Consider the following 21600-nt stretch of genomic DNA (forward strand, 5'->3'; position numbering starts at 1 on the left):
AGCTTCGCCTAGTAACACGCGCCTGGCGCGTAGCCCGCGAAATGTCCCACTGCACCCCGAGCACCGAGCTGATCGATCAGTTGCTAGATGAGCGGATGGCGCTGGCCCGGGCACCATTGCAATCTCGCCTGACATCAGCCGTGCGGCCAGCAAGCGGTAGTAACCTTCACCGACATGGATGACCGCAAGGCCGGAAGGCGTCGAGCGGCGCGATGCAGCTTATATACCTGAGCCAAGCAGAGCTGGTCGCTGCTGCCGGTGGTGACCCGTGGGCAGTCAACCAGAGCCTGCAGGCTGGCAGCCCGTTTCAGATTTCTCGGTTAGCGGAGGCCTTTCACACCGCAGGCCGGTGCACTGCAGAGGCCAACGAGACGTTCGAGCAAGCCCGCAACCGCTTCAACGCGGCCTGGAACCACCAGAACGGCGATCACCCAATCAACGACTCCGCCGAAGTACAGCGCACCGTCAAATCGCTTGGCGCGCAGTCCCTGCAGCTGCCCAAGATCGGCGCTGATCTGGAGAACATCGCCGCCGCCCTAGCGGAAGCGCAAAAAGCCGGAGCCCAAGAGATCGCAACGCTGGAACGTCAGTTACAGCTGCTCGACAAAATCATCGGCGCGGCAACACAGGACCTGCAAGATCCCACGCTCGACGCGAAATCCAGGAGCGAACTGCAATCCTTGATCAACGACGCCAAAGCCGACGCCGCCGACGACACCCGCGATGCTCTTAACCAGCTCAACTCCATACGCAACGGCTACTCGGCCACCCTGGAGAAATCACTGGGCAATTTGCGTGCCGAAGGCTTCAACCCCGAAGGCCTCGGGCCAGCCGACGCGGACCCGCAGATACCCCCTTCGAACACGAACCCGGACGACGTGCACCGCTGGTGGACATCACTGACGCCCGAGCAACGTCAGCGGTTCATCGCCGAACATCCCGATCAGGTCGGCAACCTCAACGGTGTCCCGATCCTCGCTCGCAGTGATGCCAATATTTCGGTGATGAACCAGGACCTCAACCGGGTGCGTGACATCGCCAGCCGCAGCGGGGCGTCGGTCGACGATGTGCTTCGTGACCCTGGAAAATATGGCCTGTCGGCCACCGACATCACGCGGTACCACAACGCTGACGAGACCAAGCAAGGTCTTGACCACGACTCCGATCATGGCCACAACCCGGTGTATCTGTTCGCATATGACCCAACGGCGTTCGGGGGCAAGGGACGCGCTGCAGTGTGCATTGGCAATCCCGATACTGCGAAGAACACCGCTGTGATCGTGCCGGGTACCAGTAGCAGTGTGAAGGGCGGCTGGCTGCATGAGGGCCACAACGACGCGCTGAACCTGTACGGGCAAGCCAACGCCGCCGACCCGAACAATTCCACGGCGGTAATTGCGTGGATGGGCTACGACGCTCCCAACGACTTCAAAGACCTGCGCATCTCCACACCGATGCTGGCCCGAACCGGGAGTGAAGCGCTAGCGCAAGATGTCAACGGTCTATGGACCACACACCTTGGCGGCGACCAGCACGTCACCGTCCTCGGCCATTCCTACGGATCGACCACCGTTGCAGACGCCTTCGCCATGCACGGCATGCACGCTAACGACGCGGTACTCATCGGCTGCCCGGGAACCGACATGGCCCACAGCGCTGCGAATTTCCACCTCGACGGCGGGCACGTCTACGTCGGGGCGGCCTCCACCGACCCGATCAGCTTGATCGGCGAAAGCAATGGACTGAGCAAATCCATATTCGGAGGAGACGTTGTTGGGCAGTGGCGGGGAACCGACCCGGGCCTCGGCGTTGACCCAGCCGCCGACGGATTCGGATCAGTTCGCTTCCGCGCCGAAGTACCCGGCTCCGACGGCATTAACGCAAGACATGACCACAGCCAGTACTACAACCTCGGCGGGGAGGCGCTACACAGCATGGCCGACATCACCTCCGGACACGGCGACGCCCTGCAAGCCGACGGCATGACAGCCGGGCACCGGCATTACCCACTCCAAGTCAACGTCCCCGGACTAGGTCCGGTTAACGTGGGTCCGCAGACGCCAGCGTTTGTCGACCCGGAGTGGGACCGCTCGCCAGGATCAGTTACCAGCGATCATTACTTCGATGCCGAACACCACCACTGAGCCGCCGAAAGGGCGGGCACAAAAGACGGGGCTTGCTGTCCTGGCGATCATCGTCATGCTGTTGGGAGGTTGTGCACTGGTGATGAACAAACCCCAGTCATCGGGTCCGTCGACAAATCCATTCGAGGAGTCTGCCCACCCGCTCACCGACGACCAGACCATGGCCCAGGTCATCGAACCGGCCAAACAAATCGTGGCCATCGCCAATCTGCAAGGCGTAGACGGCGGATTCTCCTTCGCCTCCTGCAACGACCAAGGCGATCCCCCCTATCAGGGCAGGGTCACTATCGGGTTTCTGTTGCAAGGCGACCCCGACACCTACTTCCAGCACATCCGCGACGCGATGCGTGCAAACGGCTGGAACAGCGGTGCTCCGCCAGGACAGCACCTCCACGGCACCACCCTCAATAAAAACGGTGTAACCGCCAACTTGGGCTATATACCGTCCGACCACAGCCGAGGGCAGATCCTCCTATATGGACAATGTCGCGACCCGAACGACCACCACCATGACCCCGGCGCGGGGCTCGACATCACCAACCAGTTAACTGCTCGATGAAGCCTTCAATGCTTCATTCCCACGAAGTGTGAGCGAACTCGGCCTCGAAGGCTGTTTGCGTTCGTAGTCTCCAGTCCATGCCATTGAGCGGGGGCCAGGTTTTTGCTGGTTACAGGGTCGTGCGTCTGCTGGGATCTGGCGGGATGGGCGAGGTCTATTTGGCCGAGCATCCTCGGCTGCCCCGCTACAACGCCTTGAAAATCCTCCCTTCCGACATATCCGCCGACCCTGACTACCGCGCCCGCTTCAACCGCGAGGCCGATCTGGCGTCGAAGCTGTGGCACCCAAACATCGTCAGCGTGCACGACCGTGGTGAATACGACGGCCAGCTCTGGATTTCGATGGACTACGTTGACGGGCTTGATGCGGGGCGACTGCTTGCCCGCAGCTACCCGGACGGGATGCCCGTTGATCACGTCGCGCGGATCATCACCGCCGTGGCCGGTGCGCTCGATTATGCGCACAAACAGGGCCTACTCCACCGTGATGTCAAGCCTGCCAACATCATGCTCACCCACGCTGACGACGGTGAGGAGCAGCGTGTCCTGCTGGCCGACTTCGGCATCGCCCGCAACGTCGACGACATCAGCGGCTTAACGGCCACGAACATGACCGTCGGCACCGTCGCCTACTCTGCTCCCGAGCAACTCATGGGCGAGGAGATGGACGGTCGTACTGACCAATACGCTTTAGCGGCCACGGCCTATCACCTTCTCACTGGTTCCCATCTCTTCCCGCATTCCAATCCTGCTGTGGTCATTAGCCGCCACCTGAACGCCGCCCCACCGACACTGGGCGACACCCGCCCCCAGCTCGCGGGCCTTGACTCGGTGTTGGCGGTCGCGCTGGCCAAGGACTCCAACGATCGGTTCCCTCGATGTGCCGACTTCGCCCATGTACTGGAGAAGGCCGCAGGCCCACGTGCCGCTTCCACTACCGCACCCACCGCGCCAGCGCAAATGGCGGGCAAAAGGGATCAAAGTGCCTCCGCCAGAACGGCACTGCGGGCGTGGCTCATCCCTGCGGTAGTGGCGACCGCATCTGTGCTGGTGGCCGTCATTGCGCTGACGTGGCATCCGTGGCAACGGGCGCACCCCTCGACAGGCCCAGCCATGTCGCCTCCGGCAGCCCCTCCGAGCAGTGTCGCTGCCGTACCTCCACCAGCCCCCACACCCACGAGTGCGACAACAGTGGCAACGAAAGTCGTTACCGTAGTGCCCGTCGTCAATGGCCAGCCCACCAACGGCTTTCGAGAGGGATCGCCACCTGGCAACTCCCATCAAGTCTTCGGATGCGACGCATCGCCAGCAGCGGTGTCTTTCAGCATTTACAAGTGTTACCCGTCCGCCGCCGACGCTGATGTGTGCTGGCCATCAACGCCAGGCACCCTGCTGTGCCTGTACACCCCCTGGGACAAGCGGCTTTACCGGCAGTTCTATACCGATGCGCTTCCCGCTGCAGAACCCCCGCCCACGCCGGAGCCATTTGCGTTGCTTCTCGACGACGGCACGCAGTGTCGGCTGCGCAACGGTGGAGCCTGGGGCGGACGCGACGACAACTATTGGGGTGCCTACGGTTGCCCCGGCGAAAATCCCGCTGTCTTGGTCCCCGCCCAGAGCAGCGTGTCAGCGGTCGATCGTTCTCATGCACTATGGACGGTCAAGGTCGGCCCACTGGGTTCTACCAATGAGCATTTCCCGCCACCTGAGACTCGCACGGTGACCACCGCTTACTTTGCGGGCAATTGACATCGGTGGCTGGGCATACCTCGGATGACAGCCCGCAGCTATTCGCGCCGGGCGGGGGTCCTGAGTGGCGAGACCTCAACCGGCGGCGGCTTGCTGTAAGCACCCCCGTCAGGGACACAGATTAGAAGGGCCGCCGGGGCCATCCCGCGAACGCGCCAGATGTCAACGCCATTTACAAATTCGCTAGAGGTTTCCTATAGGGGTTTTGGGCACATGGAGACGGCTTCCCTAGAGGTTTCGGGACTCTAGTGCGTCAATTTCATTGCCCGACCGCCGATCCGCGCTAACCGCGTAGCGCCGCTAAACTGACCCTCTGCCCTACCCAGTAACCGATAAGCGCTGGCCCCAGTATGTTTTCGTGGCGCTCTCACTCAGAAGGGCGGCATGGCAAGGCATGCGGCGACAGTACATAAAGGACATGGCTCGAAATGCAAGTTGGTGTCTTGTCATTGCGAAAGTTCTATAGGTAGCCACGCTGCCAGGATCCATACATTGCGTGTCAGCACCAGATGCCGAGATCTCGGCCCCGAGAGATGATGATGGCGCCCTCCTAGACAGCCCGGGCCGTTGCGCCCCTGGCCACAGAAACGCACGGCCTAAGCGAGGTAGCATTCCTCGCGCGCGCTGTCGACCAGCGGACCCCAGCGTGAACGAGCCTCGTCTAACACCTCGGTGGTGAAGTCGCGGTGAACGATCACAGCGTAGAACAGTTCGACTCCAATATCGGCGACCCGGAGCAACTCCTCGACGCTGGCCTGGCGGTCACCCAAGTACTCCTCGCTGATACTGCGGAGCAACACACCGACCGTGAGCTGATCGCGCACCCGCCTCCGGTGGTTGGCGACGGCAACCCACTCCTCAACTTCCGATGGCAGCGCGCCGGGCGTTTCGCCCGTGGGGTATAGCTCCTTCTCTGCCAAAGTATCTGGTGACTGGTCGTACTTATCCTTGTCAATCATGTGATCTCCCTAGTCGCTGGCGCTGCCATACCTTCGTTGTCTGGCTTCGATTTTTATGTGCCCGCTGTTTCTGGATTAGTAGGGCCATAACTCTTCGGACAGTTCGTCTTGTCCACCTCCGCTAGTACCGTCCGCTGGATCAGGGCAGTGGATTAGGGTGGCGAAACCGTCTCCCCAGCCAATAGTCGTGGTGACTGGCCGACCGTCCGAGTACTTGTCCTGGTCGTTGATCAGCGTGTTGGCCAGGGGATCATGAAGCATCGTCACCCAGACCCGGGCTTCGAGCTGCTCTGTAGCAGCCTCGATCATCGCCCTTGTGTCACCACCGATCTCGGATCGGTGAATCACAGCAGTCAGTCGTCTGATGTCGCGGGTGACGAGCGCATAGCCGAACTTCTGGTGATCTTCGGTGGTCCGCCTCGTCATCTCGCTTTCCTCCCTTTCTGTGCGGTCATAGCGTCCGATGCGGTGTAGACGGCGGACTCTGGTCATGGACGTGACGATTGGCCGTAGGGGAAGAACGCTGGCGATGTTGCGTACAGACTTCACCAGGTCCGCTCGAATGCCAAGTCCTTTCATGCGATTACCCTCAACTCGCATCGCTGTCGTGTTCTCCGTCGCGATTTCTCGGCAGTGCGAGCCCGGCGGTGGCGCTGGCCCTTCCACTCCTTGGTGTTCTCCGACGCGTACTCATGAGCAGGCGGGCAGTGCGTCTTGATGGCGTTACGGGCACAAGAACGTATCCCCCGCATTGGGTCGGTGCGAAATAGCCTCCAAGTATCGGGGATTGACACAAAACCTGTTCCGGCATCGGTGTGGATCCCTCTGGGATCTGGCCATATTGGTTCTCCGAACTAAAACGATGGGCCAGCTTGCGCCAGCCGCCATGCTCCTGGCCAACCACCATTTGCCCACTTCCCGCAGGGCTATTGGTTGACCCCGTCCATACCCAGTACCGAGAGCCGCAGGCGTCAGACCATGGACCCTGCACATCGACGTGAGCCCAGAAGACGGCATGCGGAGGGGACGAGTTCCTCATGCCATGCCCCCGTTCCGGCGGATGTTGGCCAGCAACAGGGCTTCCGGACCCCCCTTGCCCCTCTGTTTGAGGTACTGCGAGATGAACTTTCGGTCATCCTCGGTCATCTCTCGGGGTTTCTGGGTCTGGGTCCTTGGCTTCGATGAAACATAAGGGAGTCCCGGGGAAGTAGTAGAAGGAATAGAACTCCTTATGTTCCAAGAGGACCCTCTGACTCTCACTATTTCCGAAACATGCTGGCGAGAGCTGTCTTTGGCTGCTATCGTGGGATCTGACCCCAGGGAAGAATCAAGACCGTCAGCGATGACGCTGTAGATCGCTGCGCACTTTCCCCTTCTGCCATGTCCCAGCCATAGACCGGTGTCGTGGCATTCCAGGATGCCGATGCCGACCAAGCTCTTCAGTGCCCGCCAGGCCGAAACTTTGGGCAATCCGGTGGTGTCCTGAATCTCTTGGACCGGGGCGGTGACGCGGACGAATCCTCGCCTGCGGATCTGCGCGGCGAGGAACGACAGCACCGTTCGTTGGTGCCTGGTGAGGGCCTGACGACGCAGTACTCGTTCCACGGCGTCGAGGTGTCGTACGATCTCGATGTCTCGGTTGTCGTCGGCAGCGTCGAGATAGTCCTGTGCCCAGTTCCATGCCTTGCGGGCGAGCGTGAAGCCCGGAGGGTAGTGCCGTCCCCGGCGGGTCATCGCGCAGAGCCACAATCGCGGTTGATGGTTCTCGCACCATTCTTCGAAAGCGTCGAAGTCCACGCCTCGGCGAATTAGGCTCATTGCCACGGCTTTGAGGGCGTTGAAGATCGGTACACGACAGCGGTCATCCTGGGGGACGCCGTCGCGCAGGATGGCGACGATGCGGGGCGACAAGTCCCAGTGGGCAGGAAGCTCCTTGAGCCACAGGGGCTCGGGCGATTCTTCGGCCAGTTCGGCGAACCATTGTTGGTCGGGACCGAGCAAAGTGTCATCGGTGTGAGTTAGCATGGGATTGACCTTCCAGGGTTGGGTTTACTGTCACTGGTTGACCTTTCGCTGTGGTTTCCGTTGGGAAGCGGATGTTGCGAGGCCCCTGCCATGGCAGGGGTTTTCGTTCTCCGGCGACAGTTCATGACGCAGAACCCACCTGGGGCAGCCCGGCGATGTATTCCCGCAACGCTTCCTCGGTGACGAAGACGCGGCGTCCCACGCGGACCGTCTTCAACTCACCGGCTCGGGTGAGACGCTGTAGCTTCGACTTGCTGACCGGGATATGTTCTGCCCGAATCGTTTCGAGCGAGATGAGTCGCGCCATGGGGGCTCCTGGTGGTTGTTGAAGTCCATCCAAGGGTATGACGAAGGATTTAGCTCTACAAGACAAGAACCCTTATCACGCAAGCAATAAGTGGTCTTATTACGTTTGCCAGAAGGTTGGCTATAGGTTGAGTTGAGCACCTAGAGCCAGCACAGCCGCCTTAGCGCCGTCCTCGGTGGAGTGGCCATAGGTGTCGCCGGTAACCGTAATGGAGCTGTGCCCCAGCAGGTCGGCTACCTGGCGGATGTGGACGCCCGACTCCAACCACGCCACCGCTGCCGAGTGCCGCAGGGTATGTACATCCACGTCCTTCAGCCCAGCCTTGGCCGAAGCAATCTCGATGGTGCGCAGAATGTTGCGGGGCTCGACAGGAGTGCCGAACTCCGTGGTAAACACCATGTCGTTGTCCTGCCACACGTTGGCAGCGCGCAAGCGCTCTTCCAGCTGGACCTTGCGGTGGGCCTTGAGCATGGCCACCACCGCAGGCGTGAGCGGCACCGTACGGCGGGCTCTCTCGGTCTTGGGCTCTGAGCTTTGGATCGAACCGCCCGTGCGGCTCATCGTGGCGCGCACCTTGAGCACTCCTGCTTCCAGGTCCACGTTCTCCCACCGCAGACCCAGGGCTTCTCCCCTCCGCAGCCCCGTGGTGGCGATGAGGTTGAGCACGCAGGCGTAGCGCAGGCCCTCAGCGCCCTTCAGCACGGCGCTCACAGAGCTGGTGTCCAGGTGCCGTGCTTCCACCCGTTCCACGCCGGGACGCTTCACCAGGGCGGCGGGATTACGCGCCAGCAACCCATCGCGGACAGCACCGTCCAGAGCGCTACGCAGCACGGTGTAGGTGGACCGGATGGTGGAGTCCGACAGCGCCCGCACGGGATCGGGGTCGGGGTTCTCCTCGGTCGGCTTCACGCACTTGGTCTGCGCCCGCATCCGCAACACCAGAGCCTCGATGTCCGACGGCTTGAGTCGGTCTAGCCGCATCGCACCGAAAGGCTCTGGCTCAAGGTGCTTGCGCGAGAGGTTCGCGTATAGCTCTTTGGTGGCCAGCTTGCGGTCAGAGGCAGCCAAGCTGGTGGTGCGCCAGTGCGTCAGCCAGGAAGCCACCGTGGAGCTGGCATCCTTTGGTGGCTTGCCCTCAGCAAGTCGATCCTTAATCTTGCCCAGTTCGGCCAGTGCGCCCTTCTGCGTGGGGCCATATGCGGACACCCGTTTCCGCGTGCCAGTGTTGGGATCGAGGTAGGAAAGCCGACCCTCCCAACGGCCATCGGCACGTTGGTAAACGTTGCCCTCATTGTTTGCTCGCCGCTTCGCCATGCGCGAAGTCTATCCGCCTGTTGGCGTCACTTTTGGCGTCATACCGTCGGGAGAAGCTCTTCAGCCGGGCTAAAAACATCCTCTGACCTCTGTCGGGCTGACAGGATTTGAACCTGCGACCACTTGACCCCCAGGAAGTAGCGGTAGCGTGTTTTCGCAGGTCGTCGGCGGTTTTCGTTGCAAGGGCGCGGTGTGCGACGTTCACGGAAGTGCAGATCGTTTGGCCTCGCGCATAACGTGTGGTCCCGAGGTGGTCCCCGGTACCGGCCCAACCTATACTCACTGTGTACGTACATTCGCCGTACAATGAAGTGATCGGCAATTGCGAGCACAGATAACTGAAGGAAGAAGGAGGTGTTGTTGTGGCAGTCAAAACGAAGCGCATCGAGCTTCGCGCGGAGCAAGCGACCTTGGACCGCATCCAGCGCGCCGCCAACCTTGTCCATGAGCAGACCTCGGAGTTCGTGCGGAAAGCTGCGATGCAACGGGCCGAAGACATCCTGCGCCAGGAGCTGGTAACGGCAATGGAGCCCGAACAGTTTGACAAACTGATGTCCTCACTCGAGGCTGCTGACGAAGCGCCGCGGCTGGCGGCAGCCGCACGGAAACCAGCGGTCTTCACAAGGCGTTGAACTGTGTTCGAGTCCGCGCGACTCACTGACGCCCACACGCTGGAAGGGTTCGACTGCGGTAAGGAGTCGCTGAATACCTGGCTCATCGCCCATGCCCGTCGCGCGGACAGCAGCGGGGTCGCGCACGTCTACGTGTGGACCCCGCTCGGCGAACCGAAAGTCAGTGCCTATTTCGCCATCTGCCCCACCGAAGTAGTACGCAACGACGACGGCGTCTCGGGATCCATGGCCGGTGGCTATTCCCGCATACCCGGATACTTGATTGCCCGCCTGGCGATCGACACATCTCTACGGGGACAGGGATATGGCGAGCAGCTGCTTCTGGACGCACTAGGCAAAGCCGTCGCCGCATCGGAAATCGGCGGCGGCCGGCTCATCGTCGTCGATGCCATAGACGACGAGGCGCAATCCTTCTACGAGCACTACCATTTCGTCCCCGTCACGAACCGCGAGCGTCGTCTGGTCATGAAGGTGTCCACCGCGGCGAAAGCGCTCGGGGAGCGTTGGCGGCAGTAGGCCCTTCCGCCGAACAGTGTGCTGCACAAAGGAGTTGGCCGTTAGCGGTGTCGAGAGTTTCCCCGGTGAGTTAGACATGCGCGTGCCGACAACGCGAGTTTGCGTCATCTCCTTCAATTGAGTGAGGAACAGGCACGCGCGGCCTCCGGTGACCAGGCGACGGTGACGGGGGTGCCGGCCTCACCGGTGACAATGGACTCCAGCTCCGCTCATAAGGTGCGGTTCTTTTCGATTTGTTCCGTTGTCGCACCGACGTTTACGCACTGCGCTGGGAAAATCGTCGAGAGGGCCGTTCAGGTTGGATGCCGGCGATCAAACGATATTGGCGCAAGGGTATGAACCGCGCCGACGCGCCTTACCTACCACTGACCCCTGAGGTCGTTGATGCCCACCTGCGAGGCGAAACACATATCGGCCTGTATCCACTCAGCGATGACGAGACCTTCTGGTGGGTCGCGGCCGATTTCGATAAGAAGCCGCGATGGCTCACGCCAAATCGATAACTGCCCTAAGGCCGCTTCGTCTGAAGGCTAAACACGAGACCATGACTACACCCAACGACGCGACCATCGGAAGGCTTTGGCGGCGGTGACGGGCCGTTGCTGTCTCATGGTGCGAGCCGGACAAAGCCCGGCGGCATGTGAGGCGCCGGTGGTGACTCCACCGGGCCGCCACCTCCGTTGCCACCACCGTCACCGCCGCCGATGCCTCCACCGCCGTCGCCGCCCCCGCCTCCGCCCGCAGTGCCGCCCGGCTGAGGAGCGGCGGCGGGTGGTTCCGCCTGTTGCGGTGGCGGCGGGGGCTCTTGCGCCGGCGGCTGTTTTGGTGGCGGCGGTGCCGCGTTTGGCCGGGGTGGGATCAGGTTGTGCGCCGTGGGCGGCGGTGGTGGCGGAATCTGCGGCGGGTTCGGCAAGTCGGAATCTCCCTCGGGAACCGCTCCGGTCAGCGAGGCGAGCTTTGTGCCCCGCGCGTGACCATCCGACCGGTCGTTCCCAGAGCGGCCAGCCACGAATTTGGCGCCGTCTATCAAGTGTGGCAGCCGGACCACGACGGTGCCCATCGGTTCCTGCCACTCTGCGAGCATGTTGATCGTGTCCAACCGCGGCGGCGGCTCGCGCTTACCGCTTGCTGAGTTGACCGTGTCGTGCGTCGACGCGGCAACCCGGTGCGTCGGTTCATTCGATCCAGGCGCGCGACTAGCCATAGCCGTGATGGAATCAATCTTTTGTTGGTTGTACGGGCAGTAGACCTCCACTGCCGCAGTGATGAATCGGGTGAGGGTACGCGTGATGCGCTCGGGCGGGTATTGGCGCTCGATCGGGTCCACGTTGAACGCAGTGTTCCTCATCAAGTCCACTACGTCGTCCACCGGCATGCCGCCATCGAGTTTGCGACAAACCTTATGGGCAGTGGCGATGAGGCTCGGCACGTTCCGGCGGGCGGGGATCTTTTTTTCAACGAGCAGCGCCAGAAACTGGTCGTCCTGGTTGGGGTCGGCGGCTACTGTGCCGGCGCCCACGATTGCGGTGCCGGCTAGCACCACAGTGGCGGTAACCAGGGCGCCGGCGTGGCTAGTGATGCCGGCGAACATGGCAGTGCTTCCATTCTTTTGGCCATCCCATCGCTCCCCTTGGCGAGGCCTTGGCTCCTCCCGGCGGAGCGGATATGTACTGTCTACTATAGTACTTAGTAGCTGGGTACATTAGCAAGTGCGGCGGGCCGCGGAGTGTGATACAGATGGTGAAAGCTGATCACGTTGCCGCGCAATTGATTTGGCCCTGAGCGCCGAGGCTTGTCGGGATTAGTTTTCCGTAATGGCGCCGTAAAGGCAGAACCTGTCGCGCGAGGGCTCGGCAGGCGGCGTTCCGACAGGCGCGGTTGTCGCCGAGGTAGCGTCGCAACTCGGTATTAAGTAGATACGCGCTCGGCCGACGTTCGCCTTTAGATAGCTATCGGGTGGCACCACATGGCGCTGGATGCAGTGAGAGCGGCGAGAATCAGAGGCCCGCCCGTGATGAGGAAGGTTGCGGCGGTTAGCAACAGCCGGCTGTTCCACCGATTTCGAGCGGCGGCCGGTGCGGCCAGACGTTCGGCGCGGGCCAGCACGTCCGTTCCAGTGGCCCCGAAGGCGCCTTGCGGCGCCTGGGCATCCATGGACAATGCCAGCAGCGCGTCCAACAGTGTCAGCGAACCGCATCTGCGGGCCGCGGCGTCATCGGCGGCCATCTCCAGCAACAGAGAGATCTCTCGATCGGCCGTGCTGAACAGGGGCACCCCGGGAATGGCAACCGCTAGGGCGCGCACGAAGGCCAGAACATGGTGGTGGCGCCCGGCCAGGTGGGCCCGTTCGTGTGCCAGCACAGCCTGCAGATTGCGATCGGTAAGCGAGTCCAGCGCTGCGCTGGTCACGACGACGGTGTCAGGGTGGCCGGCCACGCAGTACGCGGCCCGTTCGGCAGCGTCCACCACGACGGCATCCACTCCATCGATGCGGCGGCCGATCACCCGAGCTCTTTCGGCGTGCCCGCGGCTCTGCGCGCGTGCCCGCCACAGAGACCTGCCCGAGCGCCAACCCAGCATGCTCAGTGTGCTGACCGCGATCGCGGCCAGCACAAGCAAGGCCACCTGCAGCGCTATCGCGGCGCCGCCGTCGACCAGCCGCCGCAGCGACTCGAAACATGCGGTGGCGAGTCGACCTGGCTCATGCCAATAACGCACGAGGGACACGATGAGGAATGCGGTCGCGGCCAGCCACGAAGCGACAACGCTGACCATCACCACCAACCACGCAACCACCCCTAATCGCGGGACGGTACCCGCATGGGTCAACCGAGGCAGCACCCACGGTGAGAGCGTCGCGACAGCGAAGCTGTACAGCAGCAGGCAGACTGCGACGCTCATCGTGCCGTCGGGCTCTCGTCGGAGCTCGTCAGGCGCACCGCAGTGGCGCCCACGCTGACCGAAGACAATTCCATTGCCGCGCTCGTGAGGATCGGGTTGAGGAAGCTAGCCGAGGCCAAATCGGGGCCCGCAGGTGAGTTCGTGGATTCCGTCATCGCGTCAGCATTCGCGCACTTGCAAGCAGCACACGAGATTTCGAGTACCGAAACGATCGTTGTGCTCACCGCCAGTACCTCCCGATCCGTGGCACACCACCCAGTGTTATCCTTCCAGCGCACTGGAAGGTCAAGGAGGTGTGGTACGAAGATTAGCGAGTTGGCCGATCTCCCAAACGCCAGCGCCAAGACCACTGCACCTAACCCGCACAGCCTCTCCAGAGCTCCTCGGCCGCATCCTTCACGGCAGTGGCTGCGGATCGATCTCCGTGAAATCGCCGGGTTGCAAAAAGGCTCGAAATCGGTATTGCCAGTCGTGCAGTCCTGTATCTACTATCTGCGTACATAGATAGTAGCCTCGGGTAGTTGTCTGGGTCTTAGCAGCACGCACGAGGCATGTCATGGGACTGCGATGAAGCGGTGGGAACCGGCGATGACAGGACTTGTGTTCCTTGAAGGATGGCGCAATGCGACGAACTCGGCGATCGTTTACTCCTGAGTACAGGTTTACGGCCGCACATCGTGTCATCGATGGAAAAGAGCGGGTCGTCGACGTCGCCCGGGAGCTCAACTTGAATGACAGCGTGCTGCACACATGGGTGCGCGATGAACGGTGGCGGATGTCTGCAGACAGTGCTGGCGGGTTACAAGGTGATCCCAGTGGTGAACCGCTTTTACCCAAGGAGCGAGCGGAATTGGTGCGACTCCGCAAGCAGGTGGCTGAACAGGCAGAAACTATCGCCTTCCTAACCAACGCCTCGGCGTATTGCGCGGCGCAACTTAACAGTCCCGAGTTTCGTGCGCACTTTCTTGCTTGGGAAGGATGGCGCGATGCCCAGCAAGTACGACGACAGCCTCAGGGCAAAGGTGGGTTTGACGGTGACACATATGAACGATGGCTATGACCTGTATGGACGACGATGCGCGCGATCTTAGCCTGGAGCCCCCGCGTCGCGGGCAAGGTATACGGCGCGGTAGCACGGCTCGGAGTGCATCGTCTAAAAGTCTTGGACAGCACGCCAATTGGGGATTGGCCGCGCGATCGCAATGCTCTACGCGGTGGGGCCGCGCGATCGCAATGCTCTACGCGGTGGGGCCACGTCGAGAGCGGTGAGCCTGGCGCGTGTTCGTGCCACGCGCGTGACTGGCAAGCGCCGGACGACACAATGACCACTGGCGTCCTCTCTGACATCGATGGGAGCGGCTCGGTATCGCATGATTCATGACTTGGCACTTCGTTGGGTCGTCACCGGATTGTTCGTCCTGACCGCCACCGAATGCGTGCTGGCGATCGTCGGCAAACGCCGACCGTGGACTTGGGTCGTCAGTCACGGGCTGCATTTCGTCATGGCAGTGGCAATGGTGATGATGGCCTGGCCGCCGTCGGGCGCACAGCTGCCTTCGACCGGAGCTACAGTGTTTTTTCTGCTAGCGGCCATGACGTTCGTGACGATGGCCTTCGCTGTGGCCCGAACAACCGCCTTGCGCGTTAGGTACGGGTATCACACTGTGATGATGCTGGCGACGGGCTGGATGTACGCCATGATGAACGCTCGGTGGTATCCGGCCCGAACGGGCACCGAGCACCACGTTCCGCCAGCTATGTCGTCTATGCCGGGCATGGACATGGCCGGCACGGCCATGCCGGCAAGCAGCGGACCGCCTGTATGGTTTAGCGCTGTGAACTGGCTCGCTGCCGTCGGTTTCGCGGTTGCGGCGCTCTTTTGGACCTATTGGTACTTCGTCAAACGTCAGCATGAGCCGTCACTCTTCAGGTCGCTGGGTAACCTGAGTCAGGCAGGGATGGCCATCGGTATGTCTATCCTGTTCTCCGCCACGCTATTCCGGATTTGAGCGTGTGGAAGCCGCTTCCGACAGTCCTTTCGCGCCCGCAGCATCGGCGAGGCCGACGTACGTCTCCACTTCCTTATCAACTCAAGCGTGCAGTGCCATTCGGCTGTTCAGGGCTGCATCGTTCGCGAAATCTTGCGTGCCCCAGGGTCAGCCGCGAAATGCCTTGCAGGCCAGCGGAGCCGCGTCGAAATCGCATACGGCGTGGCGCAACGCCTAATGCATGGCTCCTCATTTCAGAGCGACCACTGATTTGCGTACGCCCAGCTGGGCCTCGCGACCGAAGCGGCGGAGCCGCAGCGAGTTGGTTACCACGCTGACCGAGGAGAACCCCATCGCGGCACCCGCCACGACCGGGTTCAACATGCCGAGCGCGGCGAGTGGGATTGCGGCGGTGTTGTAGCCGAAGGCCCAGCCGAGGTTCTGATAGATGGTGCGCAGGGTCTGCCGGGAGAGTCCGATCGCAGACACGACACCGTCGAGCCGGTCAGACATCAGGGTGATGTCGGAGGCCTCGATGGCCACGTCGGTGCCGGTGCCGATGGCAATGCCGAGGTCGGCCTGCACCAGGGCGGGGGCGTCGTTGACGCCATCGCCGACCATCGCGACCACCTTGCCCTCGTCCTGGAGCCGACGAACCTCGGTGACCTTGTCTTCCGGCAACACCTCGGCCAGCACCTGGTCGATGCCGACCTGGTTCGCGATTGCGTTCGCGGTGCGGGCGTTGTCGCCGGTAATCATGGCGACCCGCAGACCCATGGCGTGCAGTTGACGGACCACGTCGACGGCGTCGTCTTTGACCGTGTCGGCCACCGCGATCACGCCCACCACGTGACCGTCGCGGCCGACGAATACCGCGGTGCGGCCCTGCTCTTCGAGGTCTGCGGCGGCAGCAGCCAGGTGGTCGGGCAGCTCCAGATCGTGCTCGTCGATGAGCTTGCGCCGCCCAACCAACACCGGCCTGCCGTCAATCTCGGCGCGCACCCCGTGCCCGGCGACGTTGGTGAACGCAGTGGCGGCCGGGATCTCCAATCCCCGCTCATGCGCATCGGCGACGATCGCCGCACCGATCGGGTGTTCGGAGCCCGACTCGACTGCGGCGGCGATCCGCAGCACCAGATCGGGCTTGCGCCGCTTGCCGGCAACGACCTCGGTCACCCGCATCTGGGCGCGGGTGAGGGTGCCGGTCTTGTCGAACACCACCGTGTCGATCTTCTTCGAGGCTTCGAGCACCTCGCCGCCCTTGACCAGGATTCCCAGGTCTGCGCCCCGGCCGGTGCCGACCATGATTGCCGTGGGGGTGGCCAGGCCCAGCGCACACGGGCACGCGATGATCAGCACCGCCACCGCCGCGGTCATGCCACCGATCGGGTTGCCTGCAAGCAGCGTCCACCCCGCAAACGTCGCGACGGCAACAGCAATAACGGCCGGAACGAACACGGACGAGACCCGGTCGGCCAGCCGCTGGACCGCGGCCTTGCCGCTCTGCGCCTGCTCGACAAGCCGCACAATCTGCGCCAGCGCAGTATCCGCTCCGACCGCCGTGGCGCGCACCGTCAGTAGCCCATCGGTGTTGACTGTCGCGCCGGCAACATGGTCACCCACCGTTTTCTCGACCGGGACGGACTCGCCGGTCAGCATCGACTCATCGACGGCGGCGCGCCCGTCGATGACTTCGCCGTCGACCGGGATCTTCTCCCCCGGCCGCACGCGCACCAAGTCTCCGACGCGGACCTGATCGACCGGCACGCGGCGCTCCTCGCCGTCCACAAGCAGCGTGGCTTCCTTGGCACCCATCTCCAGCAGCTTGCTGATCGCCTCGCGCGCCTTGCCTTGGGCTCTGGCCTCGAAATAGCGGCCCAGCACCACGAACGCGATGATCAGCGCCGAGGTGTCGAAGAACAGAGGCCCACCGGCAAACAACTGATAAGTGGAGTAGACGAACGCGGTCAATGTGCCCAGCGAGATCAGAGTGTCCATGTTCGAGGTCAACTCCCGTGCCCGCTCGACCGCCCCCCGGAGGAACGGCCACCCGGCGACGAATTGCACCGGCACCGTCGCGGCGAACGCCAACCACCCCGCCCAAGGGTAGGCACCGAAGAACATTGTCGAAGCCATCGCTACCAGCCCCAGCGGGAAGGCCAACCACACCCGCCGCCACCACTTGCGCCGCTCGCGCCGACCCTGCTCGTCCGGCGACAACTCGCTCCCGATGACCGGCCCGGACCCGCAGCCGCCGCAACTCTCGCCGTCCGTAGTACGGTCTTGCACATCACGGCGCAAGCCGAACAGCGCCAACCCGATCCCACTGGCAATTCGTCGCAGCACACCGGTCTTTGGAATATCAGCCGAGTGCGGGGCCCGCGCGGGCACCGATTCGGCGGGGATGTGCTCGGCTTCGGCGATCGCCGACAGCACGTCAGCGGTGTCGCAGGCTTGGGGCATGTACCAGACCACCACGGATGCGGTACGCGGATACGCTTGCACGGCCTGCACGCCGGTCACTTGGGAGACCATCTCCTCGATCGCAACGGCCCGAATCGCGTCCACACCAAACCCGGTGACGCGCACACGCATCCGCCCCGACGCATCGGATACAACTTTCAATGCGACGTCGCCGTCAAGGACCCCAGTAGTCATTTGTCGTCGCTCGAGTCGACCACCGTCAGTGGTCCAGCTTCCTCCCCGGCGCGCTCTTTGGCCTCAGCCACCACGTCGGCGACCGTCAGTCGAGCCTGCTCGGCGCCCGCCCCGGCCTTGCGCTCGGCCTCGCGGACAACGCGTATGCCCCAAGCGGTAGCGATGACCGTCGCCTTCCGCAACGGAGCCTTCCCCGCCGCCTTGCGCAGTGCCTCATACGCGGCAACCCCGACTACGCCGGTCACCAGCGTGGGTACCGCCTTCACCAAGAATCCGTGCAACACCATTCCGAGTAGTCCCTTTCATGTCATGCAAATCGTTGACCCGTCAGTGGGTTCAACTTCGGTGGTGTCCGCCGTGATGACCGGGCTGAAGAGACCATCAAGCCATTACCGCGGGCGTCATAGGCCAATTACTGGCGTACAAGCCGGCAACAATTTCTGGCACCGAGGTGACTTCTGGACTCACCGAAACCAACCGTCAACCTTGAGCGCACCTCCGCTGCTCGCGATTGCCATGAATCCAGTGTTATCCTTCCAGTGCACTGGAAGGTCAAGGAGGGCGCATGAAGATCGGCGAGCTGGCCAAACTGACCAACACCAGCACCAAGACGATCCGCTTCTACGAGGACTCGGGGCTGTTACCGTCGCCCGCCCGCAGCGCTTCGGGGTATCGCGACTATGGACCCGAGATCGTGGATCGGCTGCGGTTCATCCATCGCGGTCAAGCGGCCGGGTTGACCCTGCAGAAGGTTCGCCAAATCCTGGCGATTCATGACCGCGGCGAGGTGCCGTGCGGGCACGTCCGCCAAGTCCTGCATAGCCGCCTTGACCAAGTCCGCGCCCAGATCGCCGAACTCGTCGCGCTTGAGGGCCACTTGCAGACCCTTCTCGACCGTGCATCACGCCATGCGCCGACCAAACATGACCATTCCACCGTGTGCTGGATCTTGGAAAACGACCTGGACGCCCCAGAAGCCGCCGAACTCACGGACGCCCGTGGCTAGATCGGTACCCTGGCGGGACCAGCACGTGCACGGTCTCCCAGGGCTCATGCGCGTTTGCGTAGGCAGTAGTGGGTTCATCGAGTCAGACTTGCGGATGTCTGTGACAGGTCGGGCTACACCTTGGCCATGACTGGTCAACGAGCTCGTCGAAGCCGCCGACGACAAACAACTGACCAAGGCCACCTACTGCCAGGGGCGTGTGGATCTTCTGCTGCTTGATTGGCTACACGGAACTAGGCACGTGCAGCGCCGACCTGCTCTTCCAGGTTTTGACCAGCGGAGGAAAGAACGCTATCGCGATCGCCAGCAACGAAGCCTCCTCACGGTGGACAAACCGTTTACCGCCCCACGCTTCTGCGCCGCCATTCGCCCGACTTACCTTCGGCGGCGCCATTATTGAACCGGCACCGCCTCCTACCGGCTGGCCCAGACCCGAAATCTAACGTCTCAGCCCCGCTGAATCCGTGCCGCGGGCGCGTCGATCAGGCTAACGGCGCCGAGCATCATTCAGCGCCGCCAGCACGCGCTCCCTGGTCGGGAGGTCCAGCCGGCACGCATTGGCGATCAATGGGGCACCCGGTGTCATGACATCGACACCATCAACGAGCACGGTCGGCGATGGATATGCACCGACTCTTTCCACCACTCGCTCAGCGAAACCAACCTCGGACAGACAGTCCACGAGCAGGCGCCGAGCCAACGCCGCATTTGGACACCCCGGGCTCGTGAGTAGCTCTGCACGCATACACCCAGCTTCGCTCACCCGGCATCCTCAAGCATCCTAAGTGGGCCAATTCATACCCCAGTTCATGTTGACATAGCGACCCGGGTGACGGATGGACTCTTATTGCCACCGAATTCCATATGCACCCTGCGCAGTTGATTTGCGGCCAACCGAAGGAGACGACCAGTGGAGTAGCAGCCACGCGCGTGGGCGGTCATGGACGGACGCGCGCGAGCCGGCTGTCCTTCGAGCACGAATTTCTCTGCTGCGGAACGGTTTCAGAGTTAATGCGTGGCCTAGGAACCTCTGGATGCGGTTGCTAGGCCATTCGGCTACGGTCGCGGCGTGACCGGGACCGAAGGAGTAGTCGACGTCGACGACGGCGGTTGGCCAGGCATCATCGGCCCCATGCCACCGGGCCCCATCATGCCTCCCATTCCGCCGCCAGACCCGCCCATCTCACAGCGCATCATCTGCGGTCCGCTGTGATGCTCCCAGCGGGAGCCAAGGAACAAGCCCGAAAAAAACACCGCACCCACGACGAAGACAACACCGGCGGTGATTCCCACCACTGCCGCGACCTGACCTAGACGGCTGGATCGAGGGCTCGGTTTTCCGGCCGTGGATTCGCTTGGGGCTTGGGGTGTTTCAGTCATGTGCATCTCCGGGTTTCGCTAGATAATATTACGTTGCTTGGAAGGCCGTTCCACCCTTGACGTTCGCGCCAGCTGGTCAAACGCCTCGGAAATATTGTGGACTCGACCCGATCAGATTCGCTGCCAGCATCGAATACCAGTATGCGGGTTGCGACGGAGCAATCCTCTTTCCTATCTGTCAGCGGCGCCAATCCCTCAGGGGTCACCGATGCAGCACTATCTACGTACACATATAGTAGATGATTAAACGATAAAGCGCACAGGCCTCCCCGGTCTGAGTAACCGTCGAGGTCCAGCGATGATCGGCGTCGCCCGTCGGAGAATCGGCCTCGTGCACACGCACGCCTTGACGCAGTGATTCATATCAATAGCCTGTGAAGGAACGTTTACCCTCGACGAGTTCTTACAGAATTGGGCGTGGGCCTGTCCACTGACAGCATCGGCGGGCTACGCGCCGGTGACCGAAGACGCTACGGGACTTCCTTAACGGCGATCCCATGAGCGGCAACCCTGCTGCCGTGCCCTCAACGCGCACGACGCCCTCAACGCGCACGACGAAATCGTCCTGACCTACGGCACCGTCCAGCCCGGAGAACTCATACCGACCCAGAACAACTTCGAGGCGGGGCCGTAGCGCTGCGCGTCGCATCACCATTGTTGCGGCTACTGTCGAGGCTAGATCGAGCGCTGGAGCATCACGTGGCCGTTGTCGGCCAAAACAACTTGTACTGTGGCGATCTGGGTAACTGGCATCGAAATGCTGCCGGTGGGCGCCGCCGTATGGCCTGGGATCGCCACCCACGTCGCCAGCCGGGTCAGGCTGCCGTCGCGGCTGACGACGACCAACGCCACCGTATCGTGAGGAGCATCGGGTGGAGCTAGGCACACGAAATTCAGCGCGATGTTTGTACCCCACTGCTGGCCGCTAAGCGACCGTCGATGCCAACAGGGTCGTCCCGATTTGGTCCATCGGCAGTGCCGGCAGGGCCGTCTGTGGCGGCGATGTCGGGAACCTGCCGTGAACCCCAACTAGCACACAGATCGTCAGGATGACGGCAGCGGCTGCCGAGACCACCCAGGTCATCCTGCGGCTTCGAACGCGGTGTAAACGGACCGCTGCTTGCATCGACGGCAGCAACTCTGGAGGCATCTCGGTTGCTCCGGATGGGTGGTCTGCCTCGTTGATCGCACAAACCTCACTGCGGTCGAGTTGTGCCAGCATGGCCGGAATGCCGCTGAGCTCGGCAACGGCCTGACGGCATTGCGGGCAGCCGGCCATGTGCGCCTCGAATTCCCGCCAATCGGTGGCCGACAGTGATCCCAAGACGTACGCGGCATCCCACATCACGTGGAGGTGGTTGTCACCAGGCGGGCCAAGTCCGCGTAACGATATCATCATCGCCCTCCATCCCTAGCTACTAGCAGGCATTCGGGCTCGAAGGCACACGGATCGGCCTGCCGGA

General features: G+C 62.5%; 20 protein-coding genes and 2 pseudogenes. 11 read left to right on the forward strand and 11 right to left on the reverse strand.

Going from position 1 to position 21600, the window contains the following annotated elements; all coding sequences use genetic code 11:
- The first annotated feature begins 212 nt into the window (after nt 1-212).
- The 3 genes from AC5Y5B_RS18680 (at nt 213) to AC5Y5B_RS18690 (ending at nt 4451) form a co-directional block, all read left to right on the forward strand.
- A complete protein-coding gene (locus tag AC5Y5B_RS18680; protein ID WP_500006128.1) occupies nt 213-2144 on the forward strand; it encodes a putative alpha/beta hydrolase in 1932 nt (643 codons plus the stop codon).
- A complete protein-coding gene (locus AC5Y5B_RS18685) occupies nt 2125-2703 on the forward strand; it encodes a lipoprotein LppJ family protein (protein WP_500006129.1) in 579 nt (192 codons plus the stop codon). Before AC5Y5B_RS18680 ends, AC5Y5B_RS18685 begins: the two co-directional genes overlap by 20 nt.
- Nucleotides 2704-2780: 77 nt before the next feature.
- Nucleotides 2781-4451, forward strand: a complete 1671-nt coding sequence (locus tag AC5Y5B_RS18690; protein ID WP_500006130.1) for a serine/threonine-protein kinase — start codon at nt 2781-2783, stop codon at nt 4449-4451.
- Between the two features lie 596 nt (nt 4452-5047).
- On the opposite strand, the gene AC5Y5B_RS18695 is transcribed toward AC5Y5B_RS18690, so the two are convergent.
- The 5 genes from AC5Y5B_RS18695 to AC5Y5B_RS18715 form a co-directional block, all read right to left on the reverse strand.
- A complete protein-coding gene (locus AC5Y5B_RS18695; protein WP_500006131.1) occupies nt 5048-5410 on the reverse strand; it encodes a hypothetical protein in 363 nt (120 codons plus the stop codon).
- A gap of 75 nt (nt 5411-5485) precedes the next feature.
- Nucleotides 5486-5989: a hypothetical protein gene (locus AC5Y5B_RS18700; protein ID WP_500006132.1), complete on the reverse strand. Its 504-nt coding sequence runs from the start codon at nt 5987-5989 to the stop codon at nt 5486-5488.
- Nucleotides 5990-6445: 456 nt separating this feature from the next.
- On the reverse strand, nt 6446-7435 hold the full coding sequence (locus tag AC5Y5B_RS18705) for a hypothetical protein (protein WP_500006133.1): 990 nt from the start codon (nt 7433-7435) through the stop codon (nt 6446-6448).
- A 121-nt stretch (nt 7436-7556) separates the two neighbouring features.
- Complete coding sequence (locus AC5Y5B_RS18710; RefSeq protein ID WP_500006134.1) at nt 7557-7742, reverse strand: helix-turn-helix domain-containing protein; 186 nt, start codon at nt 7740-7742, stop codon at nt 7557-7559.
- A gap of 120 nt (nt 7743-7862) precedes the next feature.
- The gene (locus tag AC5Y5B_RS18715) at nt 7863-9056 is read right to left on the reverse strand and encodes a tyrosine-type recombinase/integrase (RefSeq protein ID WP_500006135.1); all 1194 of its coding nucleotides are present in this window, start codon (nt 9054-9056) and stop codon (nt 7863-7865) included.
- 362 nt (nt 9057-9418) lie between these two features.
- Between AC5Y5B_RS18715 and AC5Y5B_RS18720 the strand changes: the two genes are divergently transcribed.
- The 3 genes from AC5Y5B_RS18720 to AC5Y5B_RS18730 all read left to right on the forward strand — a co-directional run bounded on the left by AC5Y5B_RS18720 (nt 9419) and on the right by AC5Y5B_RS18730 (nt 10707).
- Nucleotides 9419-9688, forward strand: a complete 270-nt coding sequence (locus tag AC5Y5B_RS18720; RefSeq protein WP_008257334.1) for a type II toxin-antitoxin system TacA family antitoxin — start codon at nt 9419-9421, stop codon at nt 9686-9688.
- Between the two features lie 3 nt (nt 9689-9691).
- Entirely contained in the window at nt 9692-10204 is a 513-nt protein-coding gene (locus AC5Y5B_RS18725) for a GNAT family N-acetyltransferase (RefSeq protein WP_008257335.1), read from the forward strand.
- Nucleotides 10205-10437: 233 nt separating this feature from the next.
- Complete coding sequence (locus tag AC5Y5B_RS18730) at nt 10438-10707, forward strand: TOTE conflict system archaeo-eukaryotic primase domain-containing protein (protein ID WP_371277662.1); 270 nt, start codon at nt 10438-10440, stop codon at nt 10705-10707.
- A gap of 104 nt (nt 10708-10811) precedes the next feature.
- Here the strand turns inward: AC5Y5B_RS18730 and AC5Y5B_RS18735 are convergent, their stop codons facing one another.
- The 3 genes from AC5Y5B_RS18735 to AC5Y5B_RS18745 form a co-directional block, all read right to left on the reverse strand.
- Nucleotides 10812-11795 (reverse strand): DUF732 domain-containing protein, encoded by a 984-nt coding sequence (locus AC5Y5B_RS18735; protein ID WP_008257338.1) that lies wholly within the window; start codon nt 11793-11795, stop codon nt 10812-10814.
- Nucleotides 11796-12145: 350 nt separating this feature from the next.
- Complete coding sequence (locus AC5Y5B_RS18740; protein WP_008257340.1) at nt 12146-13105, reverse strand: M56 family metallopeptidase; 960 nt, start codon at nt 13103-13105, stop codon at nt 12146-12148.
- Entirely contained in the window at nt 13102-13260 is a 159-nt protein-coding gene (locus tag AC5Y5B_RS18745) for a hypothetical protein (protein ID WP_154074423.1), read from the reverse strand. The genes AC5Y5B_RS18740 and AC5Y5B_RS18745 overlap by 4 nt, the downstream gene beginning before the upstream one ends.
- Nucleotides 13261-13727: 467 nt before the next feature.
- Between AC5Y5B_RS18745 and AC5Y5B_RS18750 the strand changes: the two genes are divergently transcribed.
- Entirely contained in the window at nt 13728-14165 is a 438-nt protein-coding gene (locus tag AC5Y5B_RS18750) for a transposase (RefSeq protein WP_008257343.1), read from the forward strand.
- Nucleotides 14166-14475: 310 nt separating this feature from the next.
- Nucleotides 14476-15114, forward strand: a complete 639-nt coding sequence (locus AC5Y5B_RS18755) for a DUF5134 domain-containing protein (RefSeq protein ID WP_008257344.1) — start codon at nt 14476-14478, stop codon at nt 15112-15114.
- 228 nt (nt 15115-15342) lie between these two features.
- Here the strand turns inward: AC5Y5B_RS18755 and AC5Y5B_RS18760 are convergent, their stop codons facing one another.
- Together AC5Y5B_RS18760 and AC5Y5B_RS18765 are read right to left on the reverse strand one after the other, a co-directional pair.
- Nucleotides 15343-17688 carry a copper-translocating P-type ATPase gene (locus tag AC5Y5B_RS18760; protein ID WP_008257346.1) on the reverse strand — a complete coding sequence of 782 codons (2346 nt, stop codon included), beginning with the start codon at nt 17686-17688 and terminating at the stop codon, nt 15343-15345.
- A gap of 59 nt (nt 17689-17747) precedes the next feature.
- Nucleotides 17748-18038 carry a DUF1490 family protein gene (locus AC5Y5B_RS18765; protein ID WP_008257347.1) on the reverse strand — a complete coding sequence of 97 codons (291 nt, stop codon included), beginning with the start codon at nt 18036-18038 and terminating at the stop codon, nt 17748-17750.
- A 278-nt stretch (nt 18039-18316) separates the two neighbouring features.
- On the opposite strand from AC5Y5B_RS18765, the gene AC5Y5B_RS18770 reads away from it, so the two are divergent.
- From AC5Y5B_RS18770 to AC5Y5B_RS18780, 3 genes and pseudogenes are all read left to right on the forward strand, one after another.
- On the forward strand, nt 18317-18757 hold the full coding sequence (locus tag AC5Y5B_RS18770) for a heavy metal-responsive transcriptional regulator (protein WP_008257349.1): 441 nt from the start codon (nt 18317-18319) through the stop codon (nt 18755-18757).
- Nucleotides 18758-18887: 130 nt separating this feature from the next.
- Nucleotides 18888-19217, forward strand: a pseudogene (locus AC5Y5B_RS18775) (ATP-binding protein); the annotation flags it as partial.
- Nucleotides 19218-19826: 609 nt separating this feature from the next.
- Complete coding sequence (locus AC5Y5B_RS18780) at nt 19827-19970, forward strand: hypothetical protein (protein ID WP_154074424.1); 144 nt, start codon at nt 19827-19829, stop codon at nt 19968-19970.
- 842 nt (nt 19971-20812) lie between these two features.
- On the opposite strand, the pseudogene AC5Y5B_RS18785 reads toward AC5Y5B_RS18780, so the two are convergent.
- A pseudogene (locus AC5Y5B_RS18785) lies at nt 20813-21536 on the reverse strand (anti-sigma factor family protein).
- Nucleotides 21537-21600 lie beyond the last annotated feature (64 nt).

It is taken from the genome of Mycobacterium sp. NGS33 (assembly GCF_059812885.1).